The sequence below is a fragment of the Aeromonas sp. HMWF017 genome, from assembly GCF_003061465.1.
In the GTDB taxonomy this organism is placed as follows: Bacteria; Pseudomonadota; Gammaproteobacteria; order Enterobacterales; family Aeromonadaceae; genus Aeromonas; species Aeromonas veronii.
Window position 1 is genome coordinate 1 of record NZ_QAJD01000167.1, and the last position, 19745, is coordinate 19745.

General features: G+C 60.1%; 17 protein-coding genes and 1 pseudogene. 4 read left to right on the forward strand and 14 right to left on the reverse strand.

The features are described 5' to 3' along the window. The 8 genes and pseudogenes from DBR30_RS21405 to DBR30_RS18420 all read right to left on the reverse strand — a co-directional run. Positions 1 to 291, reverse strand: a pseudogene (locus tag DBR30_RS21405) (PepSY-associated TM helix domain-containing protein); the annotation flags it as partial. A gap of 64 nt (positions 292 to 355) precedes the next feature. Beyond that, on the reverse strand, positions 356 to 2398 hold the full coding sequence (locus tag DBR30_RS18390) for a TonB-dependent receptor (RefSeq protein WP_108540732.1): 2043 nt from the start codon (positions 2396 to 2398) through the stop codon (positions 356 to 358). 292 nt (positions 2399 to 2690) lie between these two features. After that, positions 2691 to 3728 (reverse strand): acyltransferase, encoded by a 1038-nt coding sequence (locus DBR30_RS18395; RefSeq protein ID WP_108540735.1) that lies wholly within the window; start codon positions 3726 to 3728, stop codon positions 2691 to 2693. A gap of 223 nt (positions 3729 to 3951) precedes the next feature. Further along, a complete protein-coding gene (gene pbpG / locus DBR30_RS18400; protein WP_005336410.1) occupies positions 3952 to 4863 on the reverse strand; it encodes a D-alanyl-D-alanine endopeptidase in 912 nt (303 codons plus the stop codon). Positions 4864 to 5123: 260 nt separating this feature from the next. After that, the gene (yjeM, locus tag DBR30_RS18405) at positions 5124 to 6590 is read right to left on the reverse strand and encodes a glutamate/gamma-aminobutyrate family transporter YjeM (protein WP_108540738.1); all 1467 of its coding nucleotides are present in this window, start codon (positions 6588 to 6590) and stop codon (positions 5124 to 5126) included. Positions 6591 to 7025: 435 nt separating this feature from the next. Then, positions 7026 to 7904: a DMT family transporter gene (locus DBR30_RS18410; protein WP_108540741.1), complete on the reverse strand. Its 879-nt coding sequence runs from the start codon at positions 7902 to 7904 to the stop codon at positions 7026 to 7028. A 33-nt stretch (positions 7905 to 7937) separates the two neighbouring features. Further along, positions 7938 to 8858, reverse strand: a complete 921-nt coding sequence (locus DBR30_RS18415; RefSeq protein WP_100654741.1) for an ABC transporter substrate-binding protein — start codon at positions 8856 to 8858, stop codon at positions 7938 to 7940. 120 nt (positions 8859 to 8978) lie between these two features. Further along, entirely contained in the window at positions 8979 to 10034 is a 1056-nt protein-coding gene (locus DBR30_RS18420; RefSeq protein WP_021231817.1) for a porin, read from the reverse strand. Between the two features lie 221 nt (positions 10035 to 10255). Here DBR30_RS18420 and glpX point away from each other — a divergent pair, with 221 nt between their 5' ends. Together glpX and DBR30_RS18430 are read left to right on the forward strand one after the other, a co-directional pair. Then, on the forward strand, positions 10256 to 11266 hold the full coding sequence (gene glpX / locus DBR30_RS18425; RefSeq protein ID WP_040068786.1) for a class II fructose-bisphosphatase: 1011 nt from the start codon (positions 10256 to 10258) through the stop codon (positions 11264 to 11266). Between the two features lie 134 nt (positions 11267 to 11400). Further along, positions 11401 to 11652, forward strand: a complete 252-nt coding sequence (locus DBR30_RS18430) for a YkgJ family cysteine cluster protein (protein WP_108540744.1) — start codon at positions 11401 to 11403, stop codon at positions 11650 to 11652. Positions 11653 to 11722: 70 nt separating this feature from the next. On the opposite strand, the gene DBR30_RS18435 is transcribed toward DBR30_RS18430, so the two are convergent. Genes DBR30_RS18435 through hemC form a run of 4 tightly spaced genes read right to left on the reverse strand, consistent with a single transcriptional unit; the run spans position 11723 to position 15603 of the window. Continuing rightward, positions 11723 to 12886, reverse strand: coding sequence for a heme biosynthesis HemY N-terminal domain-containing protein (locus DBR30_RS18435; protein ID WP_108540747.1), 1164 nt, complete (start codon positions 12884 to 12886; stop codon positions 11723 to 11725). A 10-nt stretch (positions 12887 to 12896) separates the two neighbouring features. After that, complete coding sequence (locus tag DBR30_RS18440; RefSeq protein ID WP_108540750.1) at positions 12897 to 13946, reverse strand: uroporphyrinogen-III C-methyltransferase; 1050 nt, start codon at positions 13944 to 13946, stop codon at positions 12897 to 12899. After that, the gene (locus DBR30_RS18445) at positions 13943 to 14677 is read right to left on the reverse strand and encodes a uroporphyrinogen-III synthase (protein ID WP_108540753.1); all 735 of its coding nucleotides are present in this window, start codon (positions 14675 to 14677) and stop codon (positions 13943 to 13945) included. Before DBR30_RS18445 ends, DBR30_RS18440 begins: the two co-directional genes overlap by 4 nt. Then, a complete protein-coding gene (gene hemC / locus DBR30_RS18450; protein WP_139740585.1) occupies positions 14674 to 15603 on the reverse strand; it encodes a hydroxymethylbilane synthase in 930 nt (309 codons plus the stop codon). Before hemC ends, DBR30_RS18445 begins: the two co-directional genes overlap by 4 nt. 323 nt (positions 15604 to 15926) lie before the next feature. Between hemC and DBR30_RS18455 the strand changes: the two genes are divergently transcribed. After that, entirely contained in the window at positions 15927 to 18446 is a 2520-nt protein-coding gene (locus DBR30_RS18455) for a class I adenylate cyclase (RefSeq protein WP_108588470.1), read from the forward strand. Between the two features lie 64 nt (positions 18447 to 18510). On the opposite strand, the gene DBR30_RS18460 is transcribed toward DBR30_RS18455, so the two are convergent. Continuing rightward, positions 18511 to 19164 carry an alpha/beta hydrolase gene (locus tag DBR30_RS18460; RefSeq protein WP_108540756.1) on the reverse strand — a complete coding sequence of 218 codons (654 nt, stop codon included), beginning with the start codon at positions 19162 to 19164 and terminating at the stop codon, positions 18511 to 18513. Next, a complete protein-coding gene (gene cyaY / locus DBR30_RS18465) occupies positions 19161 to 19475 on the reverse strand; it encodes an iron donor protein CyaY (RefSeq protein WP_047438752.1) in 315 nt (104 codons plus the stop codon). The genes DBR30_RS18460 and cyaY overlap by 4 nt, the downstream gene beginning before the upstream one ends. Before the next feature lie 73 nt (positions 19476 to 19548). On the opposite strand from cyaY, the gene lptM reads away from it, so the two are divergent. After that, positions 19549 to 19725 (forward strand): LPS translocon maturation chaperone LptM, encoded by a 177-nt coding sequence (gene lptM / locus DBR30_RS18470; RefSeq protein WP_108540759.1) that lies wholly within the window; start codon positions 19549 to 19551, stop codon positions 19723 to 19725. Positions 19726 to 19745: the final 20 nt, after the last annotated feature.

Here is a 19745-nt window from a genome sequence, read left to right on the forward strand (position 1 = left end):
GGGCAGGGTCTGGGCCGGGGTGATCATGGTTCGCCCGTCGGCAAAGGTATCGGGATAGCGCTGTTGCAGCAGGCTTTTCAGCTGCTCCGGGCTGGCGAGTGGCGCCTCCAGTACTATCTCTTCACTCGATTTGTCGGTGTGGGGGCCGGGAATGGGCAACACGGCACGGTGTTGCAGCCAGAGACCGGTGATGCCGTACATCAGCATCAGGGCGAGAGTAAAAAAGCCGGCCCAGGCATGGAGGCGGCGTACCCATTTGTTGTTGTGAAGGGGAACTCTTCTGCGTTTCATCGTGGTTGCTTCATAAAAAAACTGGCCAGCAAGGGCTGGCCAGTCGGGGTGGTTGTCACAGAGATCAGAAACGGTAGGTTCCGGTCAGACTCAGCTGACGGGGCGTGCCCGGCATGATCTGGGTGGCACTGGTGGCGCTGACAAAGTACTCGTGATCGGTCAGGTTTTCGGCGCTCAGCTCGGCTTCCCACTGTTGCCAGCGATAACCGGCGCGCGCATCGAAGCGGGCGTAACCGGGCAGTGTGGTGGTGTTGGCGTTGTCGGCAAAGCGATCGCCCACTGCCGTCACGCCGGTTTCGCCGAACCAGCCCTGCTCGCCACTCTTGTAGCCGAGATAGAGCTGGCCATTCTGACGGGAGACGTTCATCGGGCGCTTGCCCTGCAGATCCGCATCCGCCTTGACCTGCTCCGCATCCTGAATGGCGAAGCCGCCACGCAGATAGATCTCGTCGGTCAGCTCGGCACGGGCGCTCAGCTCGATCCCTTCGGTACGTTGCAGGCCGGTAAGGATCACCTTGGTGGGATCCAGCGGGTCCTTGGTGCGCTTGTTGTACATCTCCAGTCGATAGAGGGAGAGAGTGGTCGCCAGCTTGCCGTTCAGCCAGTCACTCTTCACCCCCCCCTCGTAGAGGCGGGTGTGCTGGGGTTCCAGCCCGTTGTTCTTGTCACCCGGGGTGATGCCGATCAGCTCGCCACCCACCGGAGTGAAGGTCTTGCTGTAGGAGGTGTAGAAGGCGTGATCCTCGAGGGGATTCCACACCAGACCGAGGCGCGGGCTCAGGCTGTTGACCGAGACGCTCTCCTCCTTGTTGAGGTCGTAGCGGCGACTGGTGACGGTGAAGTCGTCACGGCGCAGCCCGCCAACCAGATGCCAGTCACCCAGGCTGAGCTGATCCTGCAGATAGAGGCCATTGCCGCGCACCTTGTGTTTGGCGTCGCTGGAGAGCTTCATGGCGCCATTGTAGGTGGGCAGCGAGCCCGGATCGTAGAGATTGCCGGACGGGATGGCGGTGGCATTTTGGTAGAGCTTGGGTGTGCGCTCCTGCCAGTTCTGCTCGAAGCCAACCAGCAGGCGATGTTCCACCGGGCCGGTCTGGAACAGACCTTCTGCCTCGGTGTTGCTAATCAGGTTCTTCGCTTTCAGATCCTGCTGCCAGCGGGAGCGGGTCACCTGATCCCCTTTGACGCTGGTGACATAGGTGTTGTCAAACTGGCTGTCGAGGGTGGAGTACCCGAGCTGCTGGCGCAACTGCCACTGATCGTTGATATCCCAGGAGAGGCGGGAGCGGGTGGATTGCGCCACGTCATCGATGAAGTCACGGCTGGTGTCGCTGTAGACATACTCTCGCGGCACATCGGCCGGACGGCCATTGACCCCGGGAATGCCGCGATCCGGGGTGCGGTCATGTTCGTTGCGCTCGTACTGCACCAGCCAGTTGAGGTTGTCGCTGATCTCCCAGTTGGCGGAAGGGGCCAGCAGGGTACGCTTGCTCTTCACGCCGTTGCGGAAGCTATTTTTGTCCTCTTGTGCCATGTTGAGGCGCAGTTGCACCTGCTCACTCGCCTCGCCATTGAGGTCGGCGGCCAGTCGCTGACTGTCAAAGCTGCCGACCCGGGCGGTGACGCTGGACTCCTGCCCTTTTTGCGGCTTCTTGCTGACCCGGTTGACGATGCCCCCCGTGCTGCCGCGGCCGTAGAGCACGGCAGCCGGGCCCTTGAGCACTTCCACCCGCTCTATGTTGCCGAGATCCCGGGTGTACTGCATGTCGTCGCGGAACCCGTCGAGATAGAAGTCGTTGCTGGCGCTGAAGCCGCGGATATTGACCCCATCGAAGCGGGTGTCACCGCTGGCGTTGACCCCGGGAATACCGCTCAGGGCTTCGCTCAGCGTCGGTTGGCCGAAGGCGGTCAGCTCGCTGACCTTGACGCTGTCGATGGTCTGGGGAACCAGCTTGGCTGGCGTATTGGTACGGGTTGCGGTGGCAACTTCCTGATGTTGGGAGCGTTTGCCAACCACTGTCATGGTTTCATCGGCGGCTTGGGCAGTGAAGCCGGTGCCCAGCAGTGCCAGCGAGACCAGCGTTCTGCGAAAGTGAGGGTGCTGCATATTCAATATTGACTCTTTGGATGTCGACCTGACGGCTCGAACATATTGATTTAATTATAATTAGCCTGACCCGCCAAAGCGGGATGCCAATGATATTGATTTTCATTTGTCTGGCAAGGTGAAAATGGAGGGGAGCATTGGGGACTGGTTGTGCGGTCGGGGGAGCTCGGCTGAAAAGCAGAGCCATTGCAGCAAACCGCGCGAACGAAGCAAGGGAAAAGGGCGTAGCGGAAGAGAAAGGGACAAAACGTGAAGAGGCATCCGGCCCGATAGGACGGGCCGGATGGAGGGTTCAGTGGGAACGCAGCAGTCGGCGGGTGAGGGGCAGGGCCGCCAGCAGGCGATAGGCCAGCAGAGACGATCCCAGCAGCAGCGGCACCTTGGCAATCTCCCACGGGATGGATGCGCCCTGCGGGCCAAACACGAAGAGCCAGACCACCAGCATCATGTGCAGGCAGTAGATCCCGAGCACTTTGGGGGCCTGACGTTCAAGCCAGCTGCCTTTGCCCCACTCGGGGTTGGCCAGCAGCAGGCCAAACAGGCCGATAGCCCAGGGAAGGGAGCCGAGCAGGAAGTCGTGGCGGGTGAGCGGTACTGCGGAAAAATGCTGCAGCGCCAAGGCTTCACAGCCATAGAGCGCCACGCCCGCCAGCAGCAATTGCCAGCCGGTGCGGGCATTGGGCTGCCACTGACGCTGGCGCAGCAGGGCACCAAGCGCCACAAACAGCAGGGAGAAGAAGGGGCCGTTACGGGTGAGCAGTGGCCACTCGGCACCCAGCAGCGGCTTGGCATAGGAGCCCCCCAGCAGCGCCAGCAGGTAGAGGCCAAGACCCAGCCAGAGGGCGAGCGCTGGTCTGCCAAGCCGGTAGCAGAGTGCCAGCAGGGTCACCGCCATGATCAGGGCTGGCAGGAACCAGAGGTGGATCATGCCGCCCACCAGCCAGCCATTGAGGGGGTCGCCGAGCTGGAATTGCCACTGCCCGCGCAGGGAGGCCAGATAGCCTTGCTGCACGGCATCCAGCGGATTGAACGGCACCAGCAGGTAGACCAGACTCCATACCAGCCAGAGCAGCAGCAAGGGGTGGCAGTAGCGCCAGGCAACGGTCAGCGGCGCTTCGCGGCTCAGTCTCGGCTGCAGAAAGTAACCGGCACAGAGGAAAAACAGCGGCACGGCAAAGCGGCATAACTGGTTGATGGTGCCGCTCAGCCAGAGCCAGGATCCACTTCCCCACAGGGCGGGATTGAACGGATTGGCGAAGGGGGATACGTGAATGGTCATCACGGCCAGAATGGCCAGTACCCGCCCGCACTCGATACTGGGAATACGCATGGTGGCTCGTCGTTACAGGGGTTGTGATGGCACGCTAAAATTCTTGCCGAAAACTTACAACCAATTGATTCTATTGGTGTGAATCACGCTGTTGAGTAGTTACGTTTTGTAACGGGATGGCGGAAGGTGTTACCTGTAGCGGGAACTGGATCCCATTTTTTGGGCGCGCTCATGCAGATAAAAAAAGCGAGGCAGGTGCCTCGCTTGGTTGGGGATCTCGAGCTTACTGGTGAGTCAGCATGCTGCTCTGGTTGGCGGCCAGGGTGGTTCTGCCCGAGCTCTCCAGCCAGGTTTTGATCCGCTTGGCGTCGGCGACCCGATCGTTGGTGGTCTCGGCATTGAGCAACACCATGATCACCGGCTCACGATTGACCTTGGTACCCAGCACCAGACAGCGGCCCGCTTCGCGGATATAGCCGGTCTTGGAGAGGGTGAACTCCCATTGCCCTTCGCGGATCAACCGGTTGGAGTTGAGGTAGTGCAGCTGACGCTTGTTGGTGCGCACATAACTCTGCTCGTCAGTGGAGTACTGGCGGATCAGCGGATAGGAGGCCGCTGCGGCGGCGAGTTTGGCGAGATCCTGCGCGGTGGAGACATTGCGTGGGTTGAGCCCTGTGCTGTCGGCGTAGCGGGTATTCCACATCCCCAGCATGCGGGCTTTGGCATTCATCGCCTCGACGAAGGCACGCTGGCCGCCGGGATAGTGGCGGGCCAGCGCCGAGGCGGCACGGTTTTCAGAGGACATCAGGGCGATATGGAGCATTTCGGCGCGACTGAGCCTGGAACCTATGGCCAGGCGCGAGCCGGTTCCCTTGATGCGGTCGATGTCGGCATTGGTCACGGTGAGCATTTCGTTGAGACGCAGGTTGGCATCCAGCACCACCAGTGCCGTCATCAGCTTGGTGAGTGAGGCGATGGGCATTACCCGGTTGCCGTTGCGCTCGGAGATCACCTCGCCGGTTCTGTGGTTGGCCACCACGAAGGCAGCCGAGCTGAGGTTAGGCACATCCCGTCGCTCGAGAAAGCCGCTGCTGCTCTTGCTGCTGGCGGAAAAGGGGTTGGCATGGGCACTGTCCATAGTGGCCGGCAGCATTACTGCGCCAAGCAACAGGGGAAGGAGGGAACGCATCATCATGATCAGCTCTACCGGACGAAATACAGGGATATCTCGCTAAGTTATATGTCGTGAACTGGCGCTTCACAATCATTCTCACCTTGATATTGATAATTTACGGCGTTGAGCGTGCTCTGACGGCGAGGAGTGCGTAAAAGAGGTCTCCATGGAGTCTTTTTTTTGCATTAAAACTATGGACTGGCCGTGATGATGAGCGGAAGCCGGCGCTAAAAAAATCGGGACCAGAACGGTCCCGATTGGCATGGAGCATTGCTTACCGTTTAGTGGGCATCTTCCTGCTTTATCTTGAAGCGCATGGCGATCACCACGAACAGCAGCGGGCCAATGATGGTCCAGACGCCGGTGGAGATATCGCCGGAGATAAAGGGGGCGACCACGGTAAAGACGTTGCCGAAGGCGACCAGGATCAGGCTGATGATGGTAGCCAGCAGCACGGAACCCGAGCTCTTGAAGAAGATCAGGTCCTTGCCCAGCGCCGGGTTGTTGCGATAGCGATACCAGGCGTAGATGAGGAACATGTAGGGCAGGGTCATGCCGACGTTGGTCATGGTGATGATCAGCTCGTATAGGGCGGCGGCCCCTTCCGGGTTGATCAGGGTAAAGATGGATTTGGCGGCAATGAACAGACAGACCACCCAGGCTTGCACCTTGAGGGCTTCAATGCGCACGCCATTCTCGTTCTCGCGCTGGAAACGCTCCGGCCAGAAGTAACTCGGGGTGCCGGTGATGAACTGGCGCAGTGGCGCGTAGGAGAGGGCGATAAAGGCACCCAGATAGCTCAGGAACATGCCAAGGCCAGCAAAGCGCATGAATACCTGTCCCAGCCACTCGCCACCGAGATGGCGCCCCAGCTCCAGCATGATGATGAAGAGGGCGGAGAGAGAGGTGATCCCCTCGGCCGGGAAGTCGCTCCAGCGCATGATTGAGCCGACCGCCAGAAAGCCGATGATGTAGCAGAGTACGATGAAGGCGCCGGAGAGGAAGATGCCGCGCTTGAGGTCGCGCTCGGGATCTTCCAGCTCGTCAGCCACCCCGGCCATCGCCTCGACCCCGCCGTAGGCGAAGATGGCGAATACCATAAAGCCGAGGAAAGGGATGATGTCGTTGAACGCGGCATTGGGAGAAGCCGTCAGCGATGCCTGGGTGAAGGGCTCCTGCAGAGTCATGCCGCTCACCGCGAAGGTGAAGACGCCGCCGACCAGCAGCAACACGTTGAGTGCCACCACTGAGAGACCGCCGATGGCCGCCACTTTGGCGAAGCGGGCGCTACCCAGGGTGATGAGCTTGGTGACGGTGGCAACCAACGCGATGGCGACCACTCCCAGAATAAAGGGGCCGAAGTCGATGCCGGTGCCCAGGGTGACCGGGATGACGGTGATGTCGCGGCCAAACAGCATGAAGGAGAGGGGCACCCACATGGAGAGCGCCTTGCCAAACATCCAGATGACGTAGGAGGCGAACCACATGGTCAGACCGATAAAGGCGAATCGGGTCGAGACCGAGTGGCGCATCCAGGTAAAGATGCCGCCCGCCTCTTTGCGAAAACCGGTACCAAACTCAATCATCATCAAAATGAACGGGATGAAGAAAAACAGACCGCCGATCACGAACATCGGAATGGCGGCATATCCCATTCGGTAAAAACCGATCCCGATATTAGTGACGCCAAATACCGATGTTAATATCATCAATATAAAGGCGCCCAACTTCAGCTTTTTTGCTGACATATTAAAAACTCCCTGATGGTGCTGGATTTAAAATAATCAAAAATTAAACAGACGAAACCGGACCCATTAATAACGCGGTAGCGCCATGCCATCCTGCTGTGGCGGGCGCGATCGGGTCATCTCTGACCGGGCTGGCTTACCCGTCAGGCGGTCAATGAATGTATGGGCGGAGCGGCATGGTCTGTGCCATGCGCGGTATTGGTCAGCGTTGCCGAAAATTAACTGTGAACGATTTTATCATTAATGCTGCTGGGCAGGTAAGTTTCCCGAATGAAGCTGTGGTTGAAATAAACAGACCTGCCAGTTAATTGATACGTTGCGGATGTAAACATTTACGCCCGGGCCGACACTTATTTCCATTATTGGTATTCGGCATATTTGGCGGAGTGAATTACGCCATCCTGCCTGATAAATGCGCCCCAATGGCGATAGCGCTTATCCTCCCAGCCGGGTCAGCAGCACGCCGCCGGTAATAATGGCCGCCGCCGTCAGCCGTATGCGCCCGAGCGGCTCTTTCAGCAGCCAGACCGAGAGCAGCATGGCAAACAGCACACTGCTTTCGCGCAGAGCCGCGACCACGCCAATGGGGGCTTGGGTCATGGCCCAGATAACAATCCCGTAGGCGAGCAGTGACATAGCACCTCCGGTAGCGCCAACCAGTGCATATTGACGGATCTGGCGCCATGCGTTGCGTTTCTGGTGGACGATCAGCACCAGCAGCATCGCCAGCCCGGTACAGGCAAAGAGCCAGAGGGTGTAGCGTACCGGTTCACCCCCTGCGCGGGCGCCGGCTCCATCCGAGAGGGTATAGGTCGCCGTGAACATGGCCGTGATCAGTGCCGCCCGAACCGCTTTGCTGTCAAGGCGCTGCTGCCCGCCTCGCCAGGCCATCAGCAAGACCCCCATGATCAGCACGCAGGCGCCGATGATGCCGCCGTAGCCGGGGTAGTCCCCCAGCAACATGGCACTTAACACCATGGCAAGCAGCGGGGCACTGCCACGGGCCAGCGGATAGATCTGGCCAAAATCGCCCTGATTGTAGGCATGGCTGAGAAACAGGCAGTAACCGGTATGGAGCAGAATTGAGAGGCCGAGCCAGGGCAGCTCTGCAACGGAGGGAAGCCCCATTGGCAGTAGCGCCACGGCGGCGATAAGCCCGGAGAAGATCGCCACCAGTGACACCCCCACCAGCCGCTCTTCGCCAATTTTGACCAGCGCATTCCAGCTGGCGTGAAGCAGGGCGGCCAGCAGGACGGCAAAAAAGACGGTGGTGCTCATGGGGGCAGGCTCTCGGGCGATGGGGGTCAACAGCATACCCGCCCGGAGCCTGACTGGCCGAGATCTTTATCAAGGCTTCGGCTTTTCGGGGCTTGCCTCCTGCGTGGTGGCGTTACCCAGCTGCCCCAGCACCAGTTTGGGATGGGGGTCAGTCTGCAGCGGTATATCCTGCAACTCTGTTCCCTGCTGATGGCGATGGATGATCCCGGCGGCCATCTTGCCCAGCGCCTCGTAGCTGCTGATGGTGCCAACGCTGCAGCCGTGTTCAACGAACAGCTCGGCACTGCAGATGGTAGGGATGGCTGCTGCGTTGAGTGCATTCAGCAGGCGGGGGGCGATGGAGAGCAGATAGCTGTCTGCGGCCAGAAAGACGATGTCGTTTTTGGCATCCTGTTGCAGCCGCTTCAGTTCGTTGTCCAGCCGCCGTGGGTCAGGGGCCATCCGCCAGGTGACCATCTGCCATTGATAGCGTTTCGCCTCGTTGAGCAACATATCGGCCACCAGCAGGGTGTTCTGCTCCCGCGGGTTGAAGGGCAGCAACAGCCGTTTGCCGGTGGCCAGATGCTCGCTGGCATTGGCCAGTTGCAGCGCCATCGGCACCATGTTGCTTACCCCGGCCACCATGCTGTTCTGGGCTTTATCTTCCGAGAGGATATCTGCCCCGACCGGATCGGAGACCACATTGAAAATCAGAGGTTTGCGGTTGGCCACCAGACTCTTGGTCATGGTGGTGGCGGTGGTGCCAAAGGTGTAGATGTAGTCGTATTCGGCCAGTTTCGGCAGCATCTGCTGGCGCAGCATGGTTGCCAGCGCCGTACGATCCTGATCGGCGTTATAGGTGGTGATGGTGGCCTGATAGCCAAGACGGGTCAGCTCTGCCCGAAAGCCCGCTTCGGCTGCGGTTTCACCGCGCCACAGCACCATGGCGATAGAGAGGGCGTGAGCGGGAAGAGCCAGCAGCAACAGCAGGACGAAAGGCAGCCTGACCATGATCATCTCTCCGGCGATACATCTACTGTTGAGCCTAGGCTACTTTATCCGGTCGTGAACGACGCCCAGCAAAAAGCGCGATGGCAAGCCATCGCGCTTTGGGAATCCGCAAAACCTCGATTAGAAGTCGTAGCGGGCAGCCAGCTGGAAGTCATCCTTGACGTTGAGCTTGCCGCTCTCCTTGCTGTCCAGATTGTTGATGCGGTATTCGCCAATCACCCGCAGGTTCTTGTTGAATTTGTACTGGGCACCCAGGGTGTAGTAATCCACGTTGTCTTTCTTGATGCCAGCCTTGTCCTGCTCCTGTTTGTTCCACAGGGCCATCAGACCGAAGCCGTTCTCGAAGTTGTAGCCCAGCGCGGCTTCCCAACCGGTGTGATCGGTGCCGGTCGCCAGGAAGTCGCTGCCATCGGCATAGCTCAGGGCGGCGTAGGCGGCCTTGTTGTCGAACTTGGCGGAGATCAGCCACAGCTTGGCATCTTCTTCACCACTCTTGTCGCGGATACCGACGTTGTAAGCGGTACCCAGAGACAGGTTAAACGGGAAGGTGTAGGCCACGGCAGCACCGTAGGCGGCGTCGCTATCCTTGCTGGTGGTCTCTTCGGTGTCACCACCGTCGAACTTGTAGCTGGTGTCGAGCTGGAAGCCATTGAACAGGCCGGAGTATTTCAGCACGGAACCGGCGCGGTTGGTGGCGAAGGTGTCGGTCTTGGCGCCCAGCGCGTCGTTGCCGTAGCCGTCGGAGAGGGAAACATCAGTCCAGTCGGCCAGGAAACCCGGGGCCCCTTTCTGGCGACCGAAGGTCACGGTGCCCCAGTCAGCGCCGACACCGGCGAACGCCAGACGGGTGCGCAGGTTGTCGGAGTTCTCGCTGATGGTCTTCTCGCTGTCATTGATATACATCTGTACTTCGTACTGAGCCAGAGCCTTCAGACCGCTCTGGATCTGGGTCTCGGCCTTGGCGCCGAAACGGACAAACTGGTTGGCACCCTGTTTGTCGCTGTATTCGCTTTTCGGTTTGCCGCTGGCATCCAGTTCCTTCTTGTCACCAAAGAAGTGGCCAGCGTAGATACGGCCATAGAGATCCAGCATGGAGGTGTCATTTTTGTACACTTCAACGGCTTGAGCCTGGAAGGCTGCGGTGAGAGCCAGTGCCACTACAGTCAGCTTTTTCATCTTAATCCCTTGTGGTGTTGCAAGCTTTTGTTTTGAAAACGGGGTCATGCTAGGCAGCAGGGATGACAGCGGGGTGACAGTTGGATGAAGAGTCGATGGCAATTGGGTTGCAATTGGATGAATTGGCTACATTCTTGCTCGCAGCGGCTACTTTTGTGCGCAAAGGTTTGCCCTTGTGGTAGAATGCCGCCCGTTTTCGAGCTCCATAGGTTGGATATGCGATGAGACGTGAACTGGCAATCGAGTTTTCCCGAGTGACGGAAGCGGCTGCACTGGCTGGCTACAAGTGGCTCGGACGTGGTGACAAGAATATCGCTGATGGGGCGGCCGTAGCGGCTATGCGCCACATTCTCAACCAGATCGAGATCGATGGTGAGATTGTGATCGGCGAAGGTGAAATTGATGAAGCGCCGATGCTCTATATTGGCGAGAAGGTTGGTACCGGGCATGGCGACGCGGTGGATATCGCGGTCGATCCCATCGAGGGTACCCGCATGACTGCCATGGGTCAGGCCAACGCGCTGGCCGTGCTGGCGGTGGGCGACAAGGGTTCCTTCCTGAAAGCGCCTGACATGTACATGGAAAAGCTGATCGTCGGGCCCAAGGCCAAAGGCGCCATCGACCTGGATCAGGCTCTCGAGCTGAACCTCAAGGCTGTGGCCAAGGCGCTGGGCAAGCCGCTCTCCCGTCTGACCGTCATTACCCTGGCCAAGCCGCGTCATGACAAGGCAATCAAGGAGATGCAGGGTCTGGGCGTGCGGGTGTTCGCCATTCCTGATGGTGACGTTGCCGCCTCCATCCTCACCTGTCTGCCGGACAGCGAAGTCGACATGCTGTATGGCATCGGCGGCGCACCGGAAGGGGTGATCTCCGCTGCGGTGATCCGCGCGCTGGATGGCGACATGCAGGCCCGTCTGGTGCCGCGTCACCGCGTCAAGGGCGACAGCCCGGAAGTGCGTGCGCTGGGCGAGCAGGAAATTGCCCGCTGCGAAGCGCTCGGTATCGACGTCAACAAGGTACTCAAGCTGGAAGACATGGCGAAGAATGACAACGTCATCTTCTCCGCCACCGGCATCACCAAGGGTGATCTGCTGGATGGCATCACCAGCGATGGCGTGATGGCGACCACCGAGACTCTGTTGATCCGTGGTAAATCCCGTACCATTCGTCGTATCAAGTCGATCCATTACCTGGAACGCAAAGACAGCGTGGTACGCGACATCATCCTGTGATGATGGCTTGCTGAACTTCCCGTGTTGTCTGAAGCCCGATCGCCCGTGCGGTCGGGCTTTTTGTTGTGCGCCAGCTACGTTTGTGCCGCCGCTTCGGCTATGGTGGCTCAGACCGTCCCAAAGGAGTGGAGTCTATGGAGTGTCGTAGCGGCTGCGCTGCCTGTTGCATCGCCCCCAGTATCAGCAGCGCCATACCCGGTATGCCAGATGGCAAACCGGCTGGCGTCCCCTGTATCCAGCTCGATAGCGCCCTTGGCTGCAAGATCTTCGGTCAACCGGAGCGGCCAGCGGTGTGCGGCCGTTTTCGCCCCATGATGGATGTGTGCGGCAGCCATCGCGCCGAGGCCATCTGGCTGATCGGCGAGCTGGAGCGGCTCACCACCTGACGAGAGAAGGGTGAAGCGATAAAAAAAGAGGCCGCATCATACGGCCTCTTGCATTTCTGTTCACCGAGGATCAGATCCCCGCCAGCTCCAGTGCCTGACGATAGTACTCGTTGGCCTTGTTGGTGAGGCGGCGTTTGTCCATCAGCTGGCCGAGGGCGTGGTAGGCAGCGGCGCTCGGCGACCGCACCACCTCCTGCTCCAGCAGCTTCTGGGCATCATCCAGTTGGCCTGCCAGCAGATAGAGCTGGGCCCGTGCGGTGTCTACTTCCGGTTGCCCCTGCTGCTTTTGCAGCAGCGCCAGCAGCGGCTGGTAGCTGTCGAGTTTCAGCTTGGGCAGGCGAGCCAGCAGCTGTGGCATCGGCTGTTTGCGCAGCGCTTCCTGCCACAGGGTGGCGGCTTCGCCGTCGGCGCCCAGCTGGCGCAGCAGATCGCCGTAGCAGGCCAGCAGTTCTGGCTCAAGGCGCAGCTTGCGCGGCAGATCCTGCCATACCGCTTTGAGGGTCTCGAGGCTGCCGGCAGCCTGTTGCAGACGACCACACCAAGCCTGTTGCAGCAGATCTTCTTCCTGTTTCGGGGTCAGCTTGCCGACCTTGTGCAGTGCCGGGATCAGGTCGCACAGGGCACTCCAGTCCTGACGGGCCAGATGCACCTGACGCAGCTGATCCAGCACCATGGGGTGGCGCGGGTTGAGGGCGTAGACCGACTCCAGCATCGCCAGCGCGGTATCGTACTGGCCCTGCTCGATCTGCAGCTGGGTCTGGGTCAGGGTGAGCGCCAGCTCGGCCTTGGGGTTCTCCTCCTGCGCTTTTTGCAGGTATTGATCCCGGCGGGCGTCGTCACCACGGGCCTGTGCCGCCTTGGCGGCGCTCAGGTAGTTGAGCAGCGGGGTGTCGCTGTTGCTGGCCCCCTTGATCATCAGCTTTTCAGCCTGACTGTAGTGCCCTTCGGCCATTGCTAGGGTGGCGGCGACGGTCTGTTGATTGGCCTTGCGGCGGCGGCGCGAGCCGTACCAGCCTAGGGTCTTGCGGCGCAGGCCGAATACCCGACCCAGCAGCCACTCGACGATCAGCAGGGCGCCGTAGAACAGCACGGCCAGGATCACCGCGCTGGTGACGGAGGATTCGATGGTGTAATTGCCAAGAGCAATCAGCACATAGCCCTTGTTACCGGAGGCTTGCGGGCCAAAGATCAGCCCTGCGACCATCACGGCAACCAGAATGATTATACGGATCATGGTGCCCTCCTCAGCTGCTGGCCAGAATGCGTTGCAGGCGTTCGGTCAGCACCTGCTCCAGCATGGTCTGGGTCTTGAACTGGGCCGGATAGTCGATCTGGATCTGCTCACCCTTGAGCTTGTCGATCTCGCCCTGCATGTAGCGGGTGGCGCTGTTGTCGGTGTCGAAATACTGGGTCAGCCAGCGTTGGGCCTTGTCCAGGCTGTCTTCGTAGAGCGCCTGCTGCTCGCGATAGACGGAGAGCTGGGCCTGCAACAACTTGGTTTTGAGGTTTTCACGCAGGAAGATCTCCTGCTGCGGCGAGAGCAGCGCCTCGACCGCGCCATCGCGGCGACGGATGGTGACGAAGTTCTCGGTGAACTTGACCCAGTTCTTCTTCAGGTTGCTCTCCCACTCGTCGGGATTGGTGCTGACCGCCTGATCCGGCTCGGCCTTGGCTTCCGGCATGCTGATGGTGGAGAGGGGCAGCAGCTCGATCTGGTCGGAGAGCGCAGCCAGCTTGAGGGTCAGCCCCTCGCGGTCGATGCGCGGCATCCCCTTGAGCTTGGCGATATCTTCGGCCAGTGCCTTGCGGATCGGCATCAGGCTGGGGTCGTTGAGGGCGGCGATCCGCTCGTCGGCATTGCCGAGCAGGGTGATGGCGGAGACGAGGTCATGCTCCAGCCACAGTTTGCGGCCCGCCATCCGTACCAGATACTCGGATTCGGCCAGCATCCAGTCGTTGGGGCGCTTGTCATTCAGATCCAGTACCCGGTTCTGCAGACCCTGCATCTCCCCCTGCAAGCGCTGCTGGGTTTGATCCAGTGCGGCCAGCTGCTCGGCATCCTTGCTGCTGGTCTGGTCGATCTTGCTCAGGGCGCTCGCCAGCTGCTGCTTGAGCTGGGCCAGTTCAGCCTGCTGGGCCACGGCATTCTTGTGACCGTGCAGATAGAGACCGCCGGTCAGGCCAAGGGCCAGCAGGATGGCAACCCCTCCCAGTACGGCACCGGAGCGGCTCTTGCTGCCATTGACCGCAGCGGTCGGCTGGGGTTTGACCTGGGATTCTTGTTGTTCTGTCATTCCATCTTCCTCAGTTCCAGTGCGGCCGTCAGGGCCTGGTTGGATGCACCTTGGGCAATCGTGATATGGATAAAGCCCGCTGCGCTGGCCATCTCGGCCACGCGCGGGCTGGGGACCACCAGCAGGCGGTCAAAAAGCCAGGGCCGCTGGTGGTCGGGAACCAGCTCCAGCAGCCGTTGCAGCAGTTCACCACTGGTAATGAGCAGGCTGTCCAGCCCCGCTGCCTGCCAGTGGTGGGTTAATGTGTCCCCGTCCAGCTCGGGGTAGTGGCGCTCATAGGCCGCACAATAGTGCACCAGAGCACCGCGTGAGGCCAGCGTGCTGGCGATGAGATCCCGCCCGCCATTGCCGCGCAGGATCAGCACCCGTTTGCCTGCTACCTGCTGCAGGGCGGGCAGGGCCAGCAGCCCTTCGCTGCGCGGGTCATCCGGGCAGCTTGCCGTGATGCCGATGGCTGCAAACGCATCTGCGCTGGCCTGACCCACCGCAAAGTACTCAATATGTGGCCAGGTCTGACCAGTTTGCAACAGAAAATCGTGTGCAAAATGAACGGCATGGATGCTGACGGCGATAACCACGTCGGCACTGCGCAGCAGGTCGGGCAGGAGAGGGAGTTCGCTGCCCGCCACGGTTTCCAGCAGCGAGCAGCAGAGTGGTGCATGGCCGTGCTGGCGCAGCAACTGCACCAGCTCGGCGGCCTGGGCGGCCGGACGCACCACCAGCGGGGTCATGCGCGGTAGACCTCGGCCAGGATCTCGTCGGCACCGGCGGCCAGCAGGCGCTGGGCCAGTTGCTCGCCGAGGGCCTCACCATCGGCCAGCGGACCGCGGATCTCGTCACGGATCACCTGGCTGCCATCCGGGCTACCCACCAGACCGCGCAGCCAGATCTGCTCGCCTTCGACCAGTGCGTAGGCTCCGATAGGCACCTGACATCCTCCTTGCAGGGCGCGGTTCATGGCGCGCTCGGTCAGCACCCGGGCGCGGGTCTCGGCGTGCTCCAGCGGCGCTAGCAGAGCGTGCAGCTCAACGTCGTCGAGGCGGCATTCGATACCAACGGCGCCCTGACCGTTGGCGGGCAGGCTCTGCTCCGGCTCGATAAAGGCGGTGATGCGGTGCGCCATCTCCAGTCGTTTCAGACCGGCGGCGGCGAGGATGATGGCGTCGTATTCACCGGCATCCAGCTTGGCGAGGCGAGTGTTGACGTTGCCACGCAGGTCGCGGATCACCAGATCCGGGCGCGCGGCGCGCAGCTGGCACTGGCGGCGCAGGCTGGAGGTGCCGACCACGGCCCCTTGCGGCAGTTCGGCAATGGCCTTGAAACGGTTGGAGACGAAGGCATCACGGGGATCTTCCCGCTCGCAGATGGTGTGCAGGCCGAGCCCCTCGGGGAACTCCACCGGCACATCTTTCATGGAGTGAACGGCGATATCGGCCCGCCCTTCCAGCATGGCGGTCTCCAGCTCCTTGACGAACAACCCCTTGCCACCCACTTTGGCCAGCGGGGTATCGAGGATCTTGTCACCCTGAGTGCTCATGGGCACCAGTTCGACCTGCAACTGCGGGTGCAGGGCTTCGAGCCGGTCTTTGACAAAGTTGGCCTGCCACAGGGCCAGCGGGCTCTTGCGAGTGGCAATTTTCAGGGTTCGGGCTGCCATATCAATCAGTTGTTTCATTTTTAGAAGGAAATCGATATTACCACCCTTTGCCCGGGCTTTCATGGCTGAGCCGGCAAAAGCGGGGCCAAGCTCAAAAATGCATGCTGAAAATGATTTTCATTAAGCAAGATGTGTTGATTAATTCATTGAATGTATTGGAATTTAATGATTTCCCCTGATACTTGATGTGGTCATACCAGAAATAATCTGGCGTTTAGCTGAAGGCTTGTTTACCACCGCTGTTTGCATTGTTAACATGATCACACTTTTTTGACGTATCCCCCTTTTGGTGCGTCATTTTCACTTAGGTGATAGGCAGGGCATTGCAGGAACACATCGATACGCTGGTTGCGCGTTATGACGACATTACCCGTCTCAAGACGCAACGGGCGTTAGGCCTCATGAGTCGCTATGGGCAGCAGGTATTCCAACTGCTGCCTGTCATGCTGCACTTCAATCATCCCCTGCTGCCCGGTTATGTCTCCGGTGATGTCCCTCATGGCATCTGGAGCTTCAGTGCCACCGCCGAGCAGCAAGCCTTTATCGATGACCTCTGCCGCAACGCCAACTGCCAGAGTGGTCTGGCAACCCATGATCGAGCCATTCAGGGGCTCTACTCCATGGGCAGCACCTCCTCCATCGGCCAGTGCTGTCACTCCGATCTCGATATCTGGGTCTGCCACGTGGCCGGTTTGTCGCAGGAGCGGCTCGATCTGCTGGCGCTGAAGTGCCAGCAACTCTCCAAGTGGGCCGAACAGCGCGGGGTCGATCTCAACTTCTTCCTGATCCCGGAAGACAAGTTCCGCCAGACCAACGATTCCCAGATGCAGGGGGAAAGCTGCGGCAGTGCCCAGCACCTGCTGTTGCTCGACGAGTTCTACCGCAGTGCCATGCGTATCGCGGGCAAACGCTTGATCTGGTATCTGGTGCCCACCGAATGTGATGATCACTACGACGAGTATGTGAACGAGCTGTTCGAGAGCGGCCAGCTCAAGCAGGATGACTGGCTCGATCTCGGCAGTTTTGACCGTATTCCGGCCGAAGAGTATTTCGGCTCCGCCCTGTGGCAGCTCTACAAGGGGATCGACTCCCCCTACAAGGCAGTGCTCAAGTCGGTGCTGATGGAAGCCTACTCGCACGAGTATCCCAATACCCGCCTGCTGTCGATGATTGGTCGCGACTGGTTCCAGCACAACGAGGGGATGCACTACCGGCTCGACAACTACTGTCTGATGCTGGACAAGGTGACCAACTACCTCAAGTCCATCGGCGATATGGCGCGGCTCGATCTGGTGCGCCGCTGCTTCTACCTCAAGGTGTGCGACGGTCTCAGCCATCCCAAGGATGATCACTCCCCCGAGTGGCGTCGCGAGCAGATGAACCAGCTGGTCTCCTACTGGGGCTGGAGTCAGGACAAGCTCTATCAACTCGATCATCGCCACGAATGGAAGATCGAAGAGGTGAAGATCGCTCACGCCGAGCTGCTGGAAGCCCTGATGCAGAGTTACCGCAACCTGATCCAGTTCGCCCGCCGCAACAACATCAGCGAGTCGATCAACCCGGAAGATATCGGCATTCTGTCGCGCAAACTCTACGCCGCGTTCGAGAGCCTGCCGGGCAAGGTGCAGCGGGTGAACCTCAAGATAGCGCCAGATCTGAGCGAGCCGGATCTCAGCTTCGTGCAGGTGCCTCACGGTCGCCTCAACCGCGCCGGCTGGTATCTCTACAAACATTCGCTGGAGCCGGTGGACATCATTGGCCGCGCGCCGCTGGAGTTCAATGGTTACATCAGCAAGCTGGTCTCCTGGGCCTACTTCAACGATCTGCTGACACCCCAGTCGCGGGTGCACCTGTTCAATCAGGGCTCGGATCTGCACATCGACAATCTGCACCAGTTCTGCCGCGATCTCTCCGGCTGCTTCCCCGAGAAGTATCCGCTGGCCACCAACCTGGCCCTCAGTCGGCCGTGCGAGATCCGTCAGCTCTCCATCTTCCTCAATCTGGAGATGGACCCGACCAGTCACTGGGTAGGTCAGGTGATCGAATTTGACGCTAATACCGTGGATGTCTTCTCGTTCGGTCGCAATCAGGAGTGTCTGGTCGGTTCGGTGGATCTGGTCTATCGCAACTCCTGGAGCGAGATCCGCACCCTGCACTTCCAGGGGGATGAAGCCGTGGTCGATGCCCTCACCACCATCCTCGGCAAGATGCATCAGGATGCCGCCGCCCCCGAGATGATCGAGGTGTTCTGCTACAGCCAGCACTTCCGCTCTCTGGTGCGCTCCCGCTTCCAGACTTTGGTGGCGGAGTGTATCGACCTGCGCCTTGCCCGCGACAAGCAACAGCTGGTCAAGACCATGGCCCTTGGCCGCGAGAAGTACGGCATCTTCTTCGAGCGGCGCGGGGTGTCGGTGAAGAAGCTGGAGAACGCCATCGATTTTTACCGCCACATCTCCCACAACAAGCTGGATCACCTGCCGCTGCGGCTCGACAAGACCCACAGCCAGCATCTGCCGAGCATCGTCGATGCCTACGCCAGCGAAGGGTTGGTGCAGTTCTTCTTCGATACCCGGGATGCGGGCACCAACATCTATATCCTCGATGAGGCGAACCGGGTGGAGATCTACCAGCACTTTGCCGGCAACAAGGATGAGCTGGTGGCCGGGGTCAACCGCTTCTATACCTCCAATCACGAGCGGTTCAGCGATGATGGGCAGTTCATCAACTTCAACCTGCCCCAGTACTACGAGATAGTACAAGTGAATGGCGAGCTGGATGTGATCCCCTATCGCAGTCAGGGGACTCTGCGTGAACAGGTGCCGCCCACCCGGGAAGTGGGTTGATCCGTCAGTTGGAATCGCCATAAAAAACGGCCTGCAGATACAGGCCGTTTGCTTTTGCGGTTGTTCAGGCGCCGAGACGAGCCAGCAGCCAGCTGCGAATGTCGCCGAGCTGCGGACGGCAGATCTCGTGACGCATCGGGTACTCGTGCCACTCGGGGGCGAGCCCGGCGCTTTCCAGCCGGTTCTTGGCATCCCAACCGAGCGACAGGCTCACCACATCGTCGTAGATGCCGTGCATGTAGCAGATGGGCAGGGTGCGAGCAGCCTCGCTCATCTCGCCGAGCAATTTGTCGGGGGCTGCCAGATAGGTGGACATGCAGAGCAGGCCCGCCAGCTGTGCCTGATAGCGCAGCGCGGTGAAGGAGGCAATTACCCCGCCCTGAGAGAAACCTGCCAGCACGATATGCTCGGGGGCAAACCCGTCGGCCACCAGCTGATCGAGCAATGCGGCAATCTGGTCGGCCGATTCACGGACATGGGACTCCACTGCCCGCTCGGCGGGATCCTCGAAGCTCTTGATGTCGTACCAGCCGCGCATCTTGTAGCCCATATTGATGGTGATGGGGCGCTCGGGGGCATCCGGCAGCAGGTGACGCACTGGCAAGTCGGTGGGCAGATCCAGCGCATCCACCAGCGGGGCGAGACCGGCGCCGGAATCACCCAGCCCGTGTAGCCAAATCACCGCGTGACGGGCGCCCTGCGGGTGCAGGTCAATCATGGGAACACCACATCTTCGCCCGCCTGGGCGGTGCAGGATTGGCTCAGCAGCGCCTTGAGCTCGTGGCCGAAGCGGTTGTCGATCCAGGTGTCACCCTGCAGTTCGAAGTGGAAGCCGTTCTCGCGGGTGGCGACCCAAATCTGGTGCAGCGGCTCCTGCTTGTTGATGATGACCTTGGTCTTGTTCTCGAAAGAGAGGGTCAATACGCCGCCGCTGCGTTCGCAGTCGATATCCGGATACCCCTCGTCGAGCGTGTCTTCCACATATTGGAAAAAGGCGTCGGTCAGGGCGTGATACTCGTGATCCTTCATCGGTTTATCCTGTTGCTTTTAACAATGTGAGTGCGATTATAGAGGGCCAAAAATTTTTTCGCAGCGAACCATTATGATCACCCAGTTCACCAAGTGTCTGCTTGCCACTCTTCTGTCCCTCGGGTTGGCCGCGTGCGGTCTGAAGGGGCCGCTCTATATGCCGCCCCCCGAGCAGCTACAGAGCCAGAGTACACCGCAAGCAGCACCGCCTGCGACCACTGAGGCTGCCACCGAGGCCGCGCCGCACTAATGCCGCACCCATTCTAGGAA

Bases quoted from the DNA above. Each gene is read 5' to 3' on its own strand.
- DBR30_RS18390 (WP_108540732.1), bottom strand. From the start codon at position 2,398: ATGCAGCACCCTCACTTTCGCAGAACGCTGGTCTCGCTGGCACTGCTG.
- DBR30_RS18395 (WP_108540735.1), bottom strand. From the start codon at position 3,728: ATGCGTATTCCCAGTATCGAGTGCGGGCGGGTACTGGCCATTCTGGCC.
- pbpG (WP_005336410.1), bottom strand. From the start codon at position 4,863: ATGATGATGCGTTCCCTCCTTCCCCTGTTGCTTGGCGCAGTAATGCTG.
- yjeM (WP_108540738.1), bottom strand. From the start codon at position 6,590: ATGTCAGCAAAAAAGCTGAAGTTGGGCGCCTTTATATTGATGATATTA.
- DBR30_RS18410 (WP_108540741.1), bottom strand. From the start codon at position 7,904: ATGCTGTTGACCCCCATCGCCCGAGAGCCTGCCCCCATGAGCACCACC.
- DBR30_RS18415 (WP_100654741.1), bottom strand. From the start codon at position 8,858: ATGGTCAGGCTGCCTTTCGTCCTGCTGTTGCTGCTGGCTCTTCCCGCT.
- DBR30_RS18420 (WP_021231817.1), bottom strand. From the start codon at position 10,034: ATGAAAAAGCTGACTGTAGTGGCACTGGCTCTCACCGCAGCCTTCCAG.
- glpX (WP_040068786.1), top strand. From the start codon at position 10,256: ATGAGACGTGAACTGGCAATCGAGTTTTCCCGAGTGACGGAAGCGGCT.
- DBR30_RS18430 (WP_108540744.1), top strand. From the start codon at position 11,401: ATGGAGTGTCGTAGCGGCTGCGCTGCCTGTTGCATCGCCCCCAGTATC.
- DBR30_RS18435 (WP_108540747.1), bottom strand. From the start codon at position 12,886: ATGATCCGTATAATCATTCTGGTTGCCGTGATGGTCGCAGGGCTGATC.
- DBR30_RS18440 (WP_108540750.1), bottom strand. From the start codon at position 13,946: ATGACAGAACAACAAGAATCCCAGGTCAAACCCCAGCCGACCGCTGCG.
- DBR30_RS18445 (WP_108540753.1), bottom strand. From the start codon at position 14,677: ATGACCCCGCTGGTGGTGCGTCCGGCCGCCCAGGCCGCCGAGCTGGTG.
- hemC (WP_139740585.1), bottom strand. From the start codon at position 15,603: ATGGCAGCCCGAACCCTGAAAATTGCCACTCGCAAGAGCCCGCTGGCC.
- DBR30_RS18460 (WP_108540756.1), bottom strand. From the start codon at position 19,164: ATGATTGACCTGCACCCGCAGGGCGCCCGTCACGCGGTGATTTGGCTA.
- cyaY (WP_047438752.1), bottom strand. From the start codon at position 19,475: ATGAAGGATCACGAGTATCACGCCCTGACCGACGCCTTTTTCCAATAT.
- lptM (WP_108540759.1), top strand. From the start codon at position 19,549: ATGATCACCCAGTTCACCAAGTGTCTGCTTGCCACTCTTCTGTCCCTC.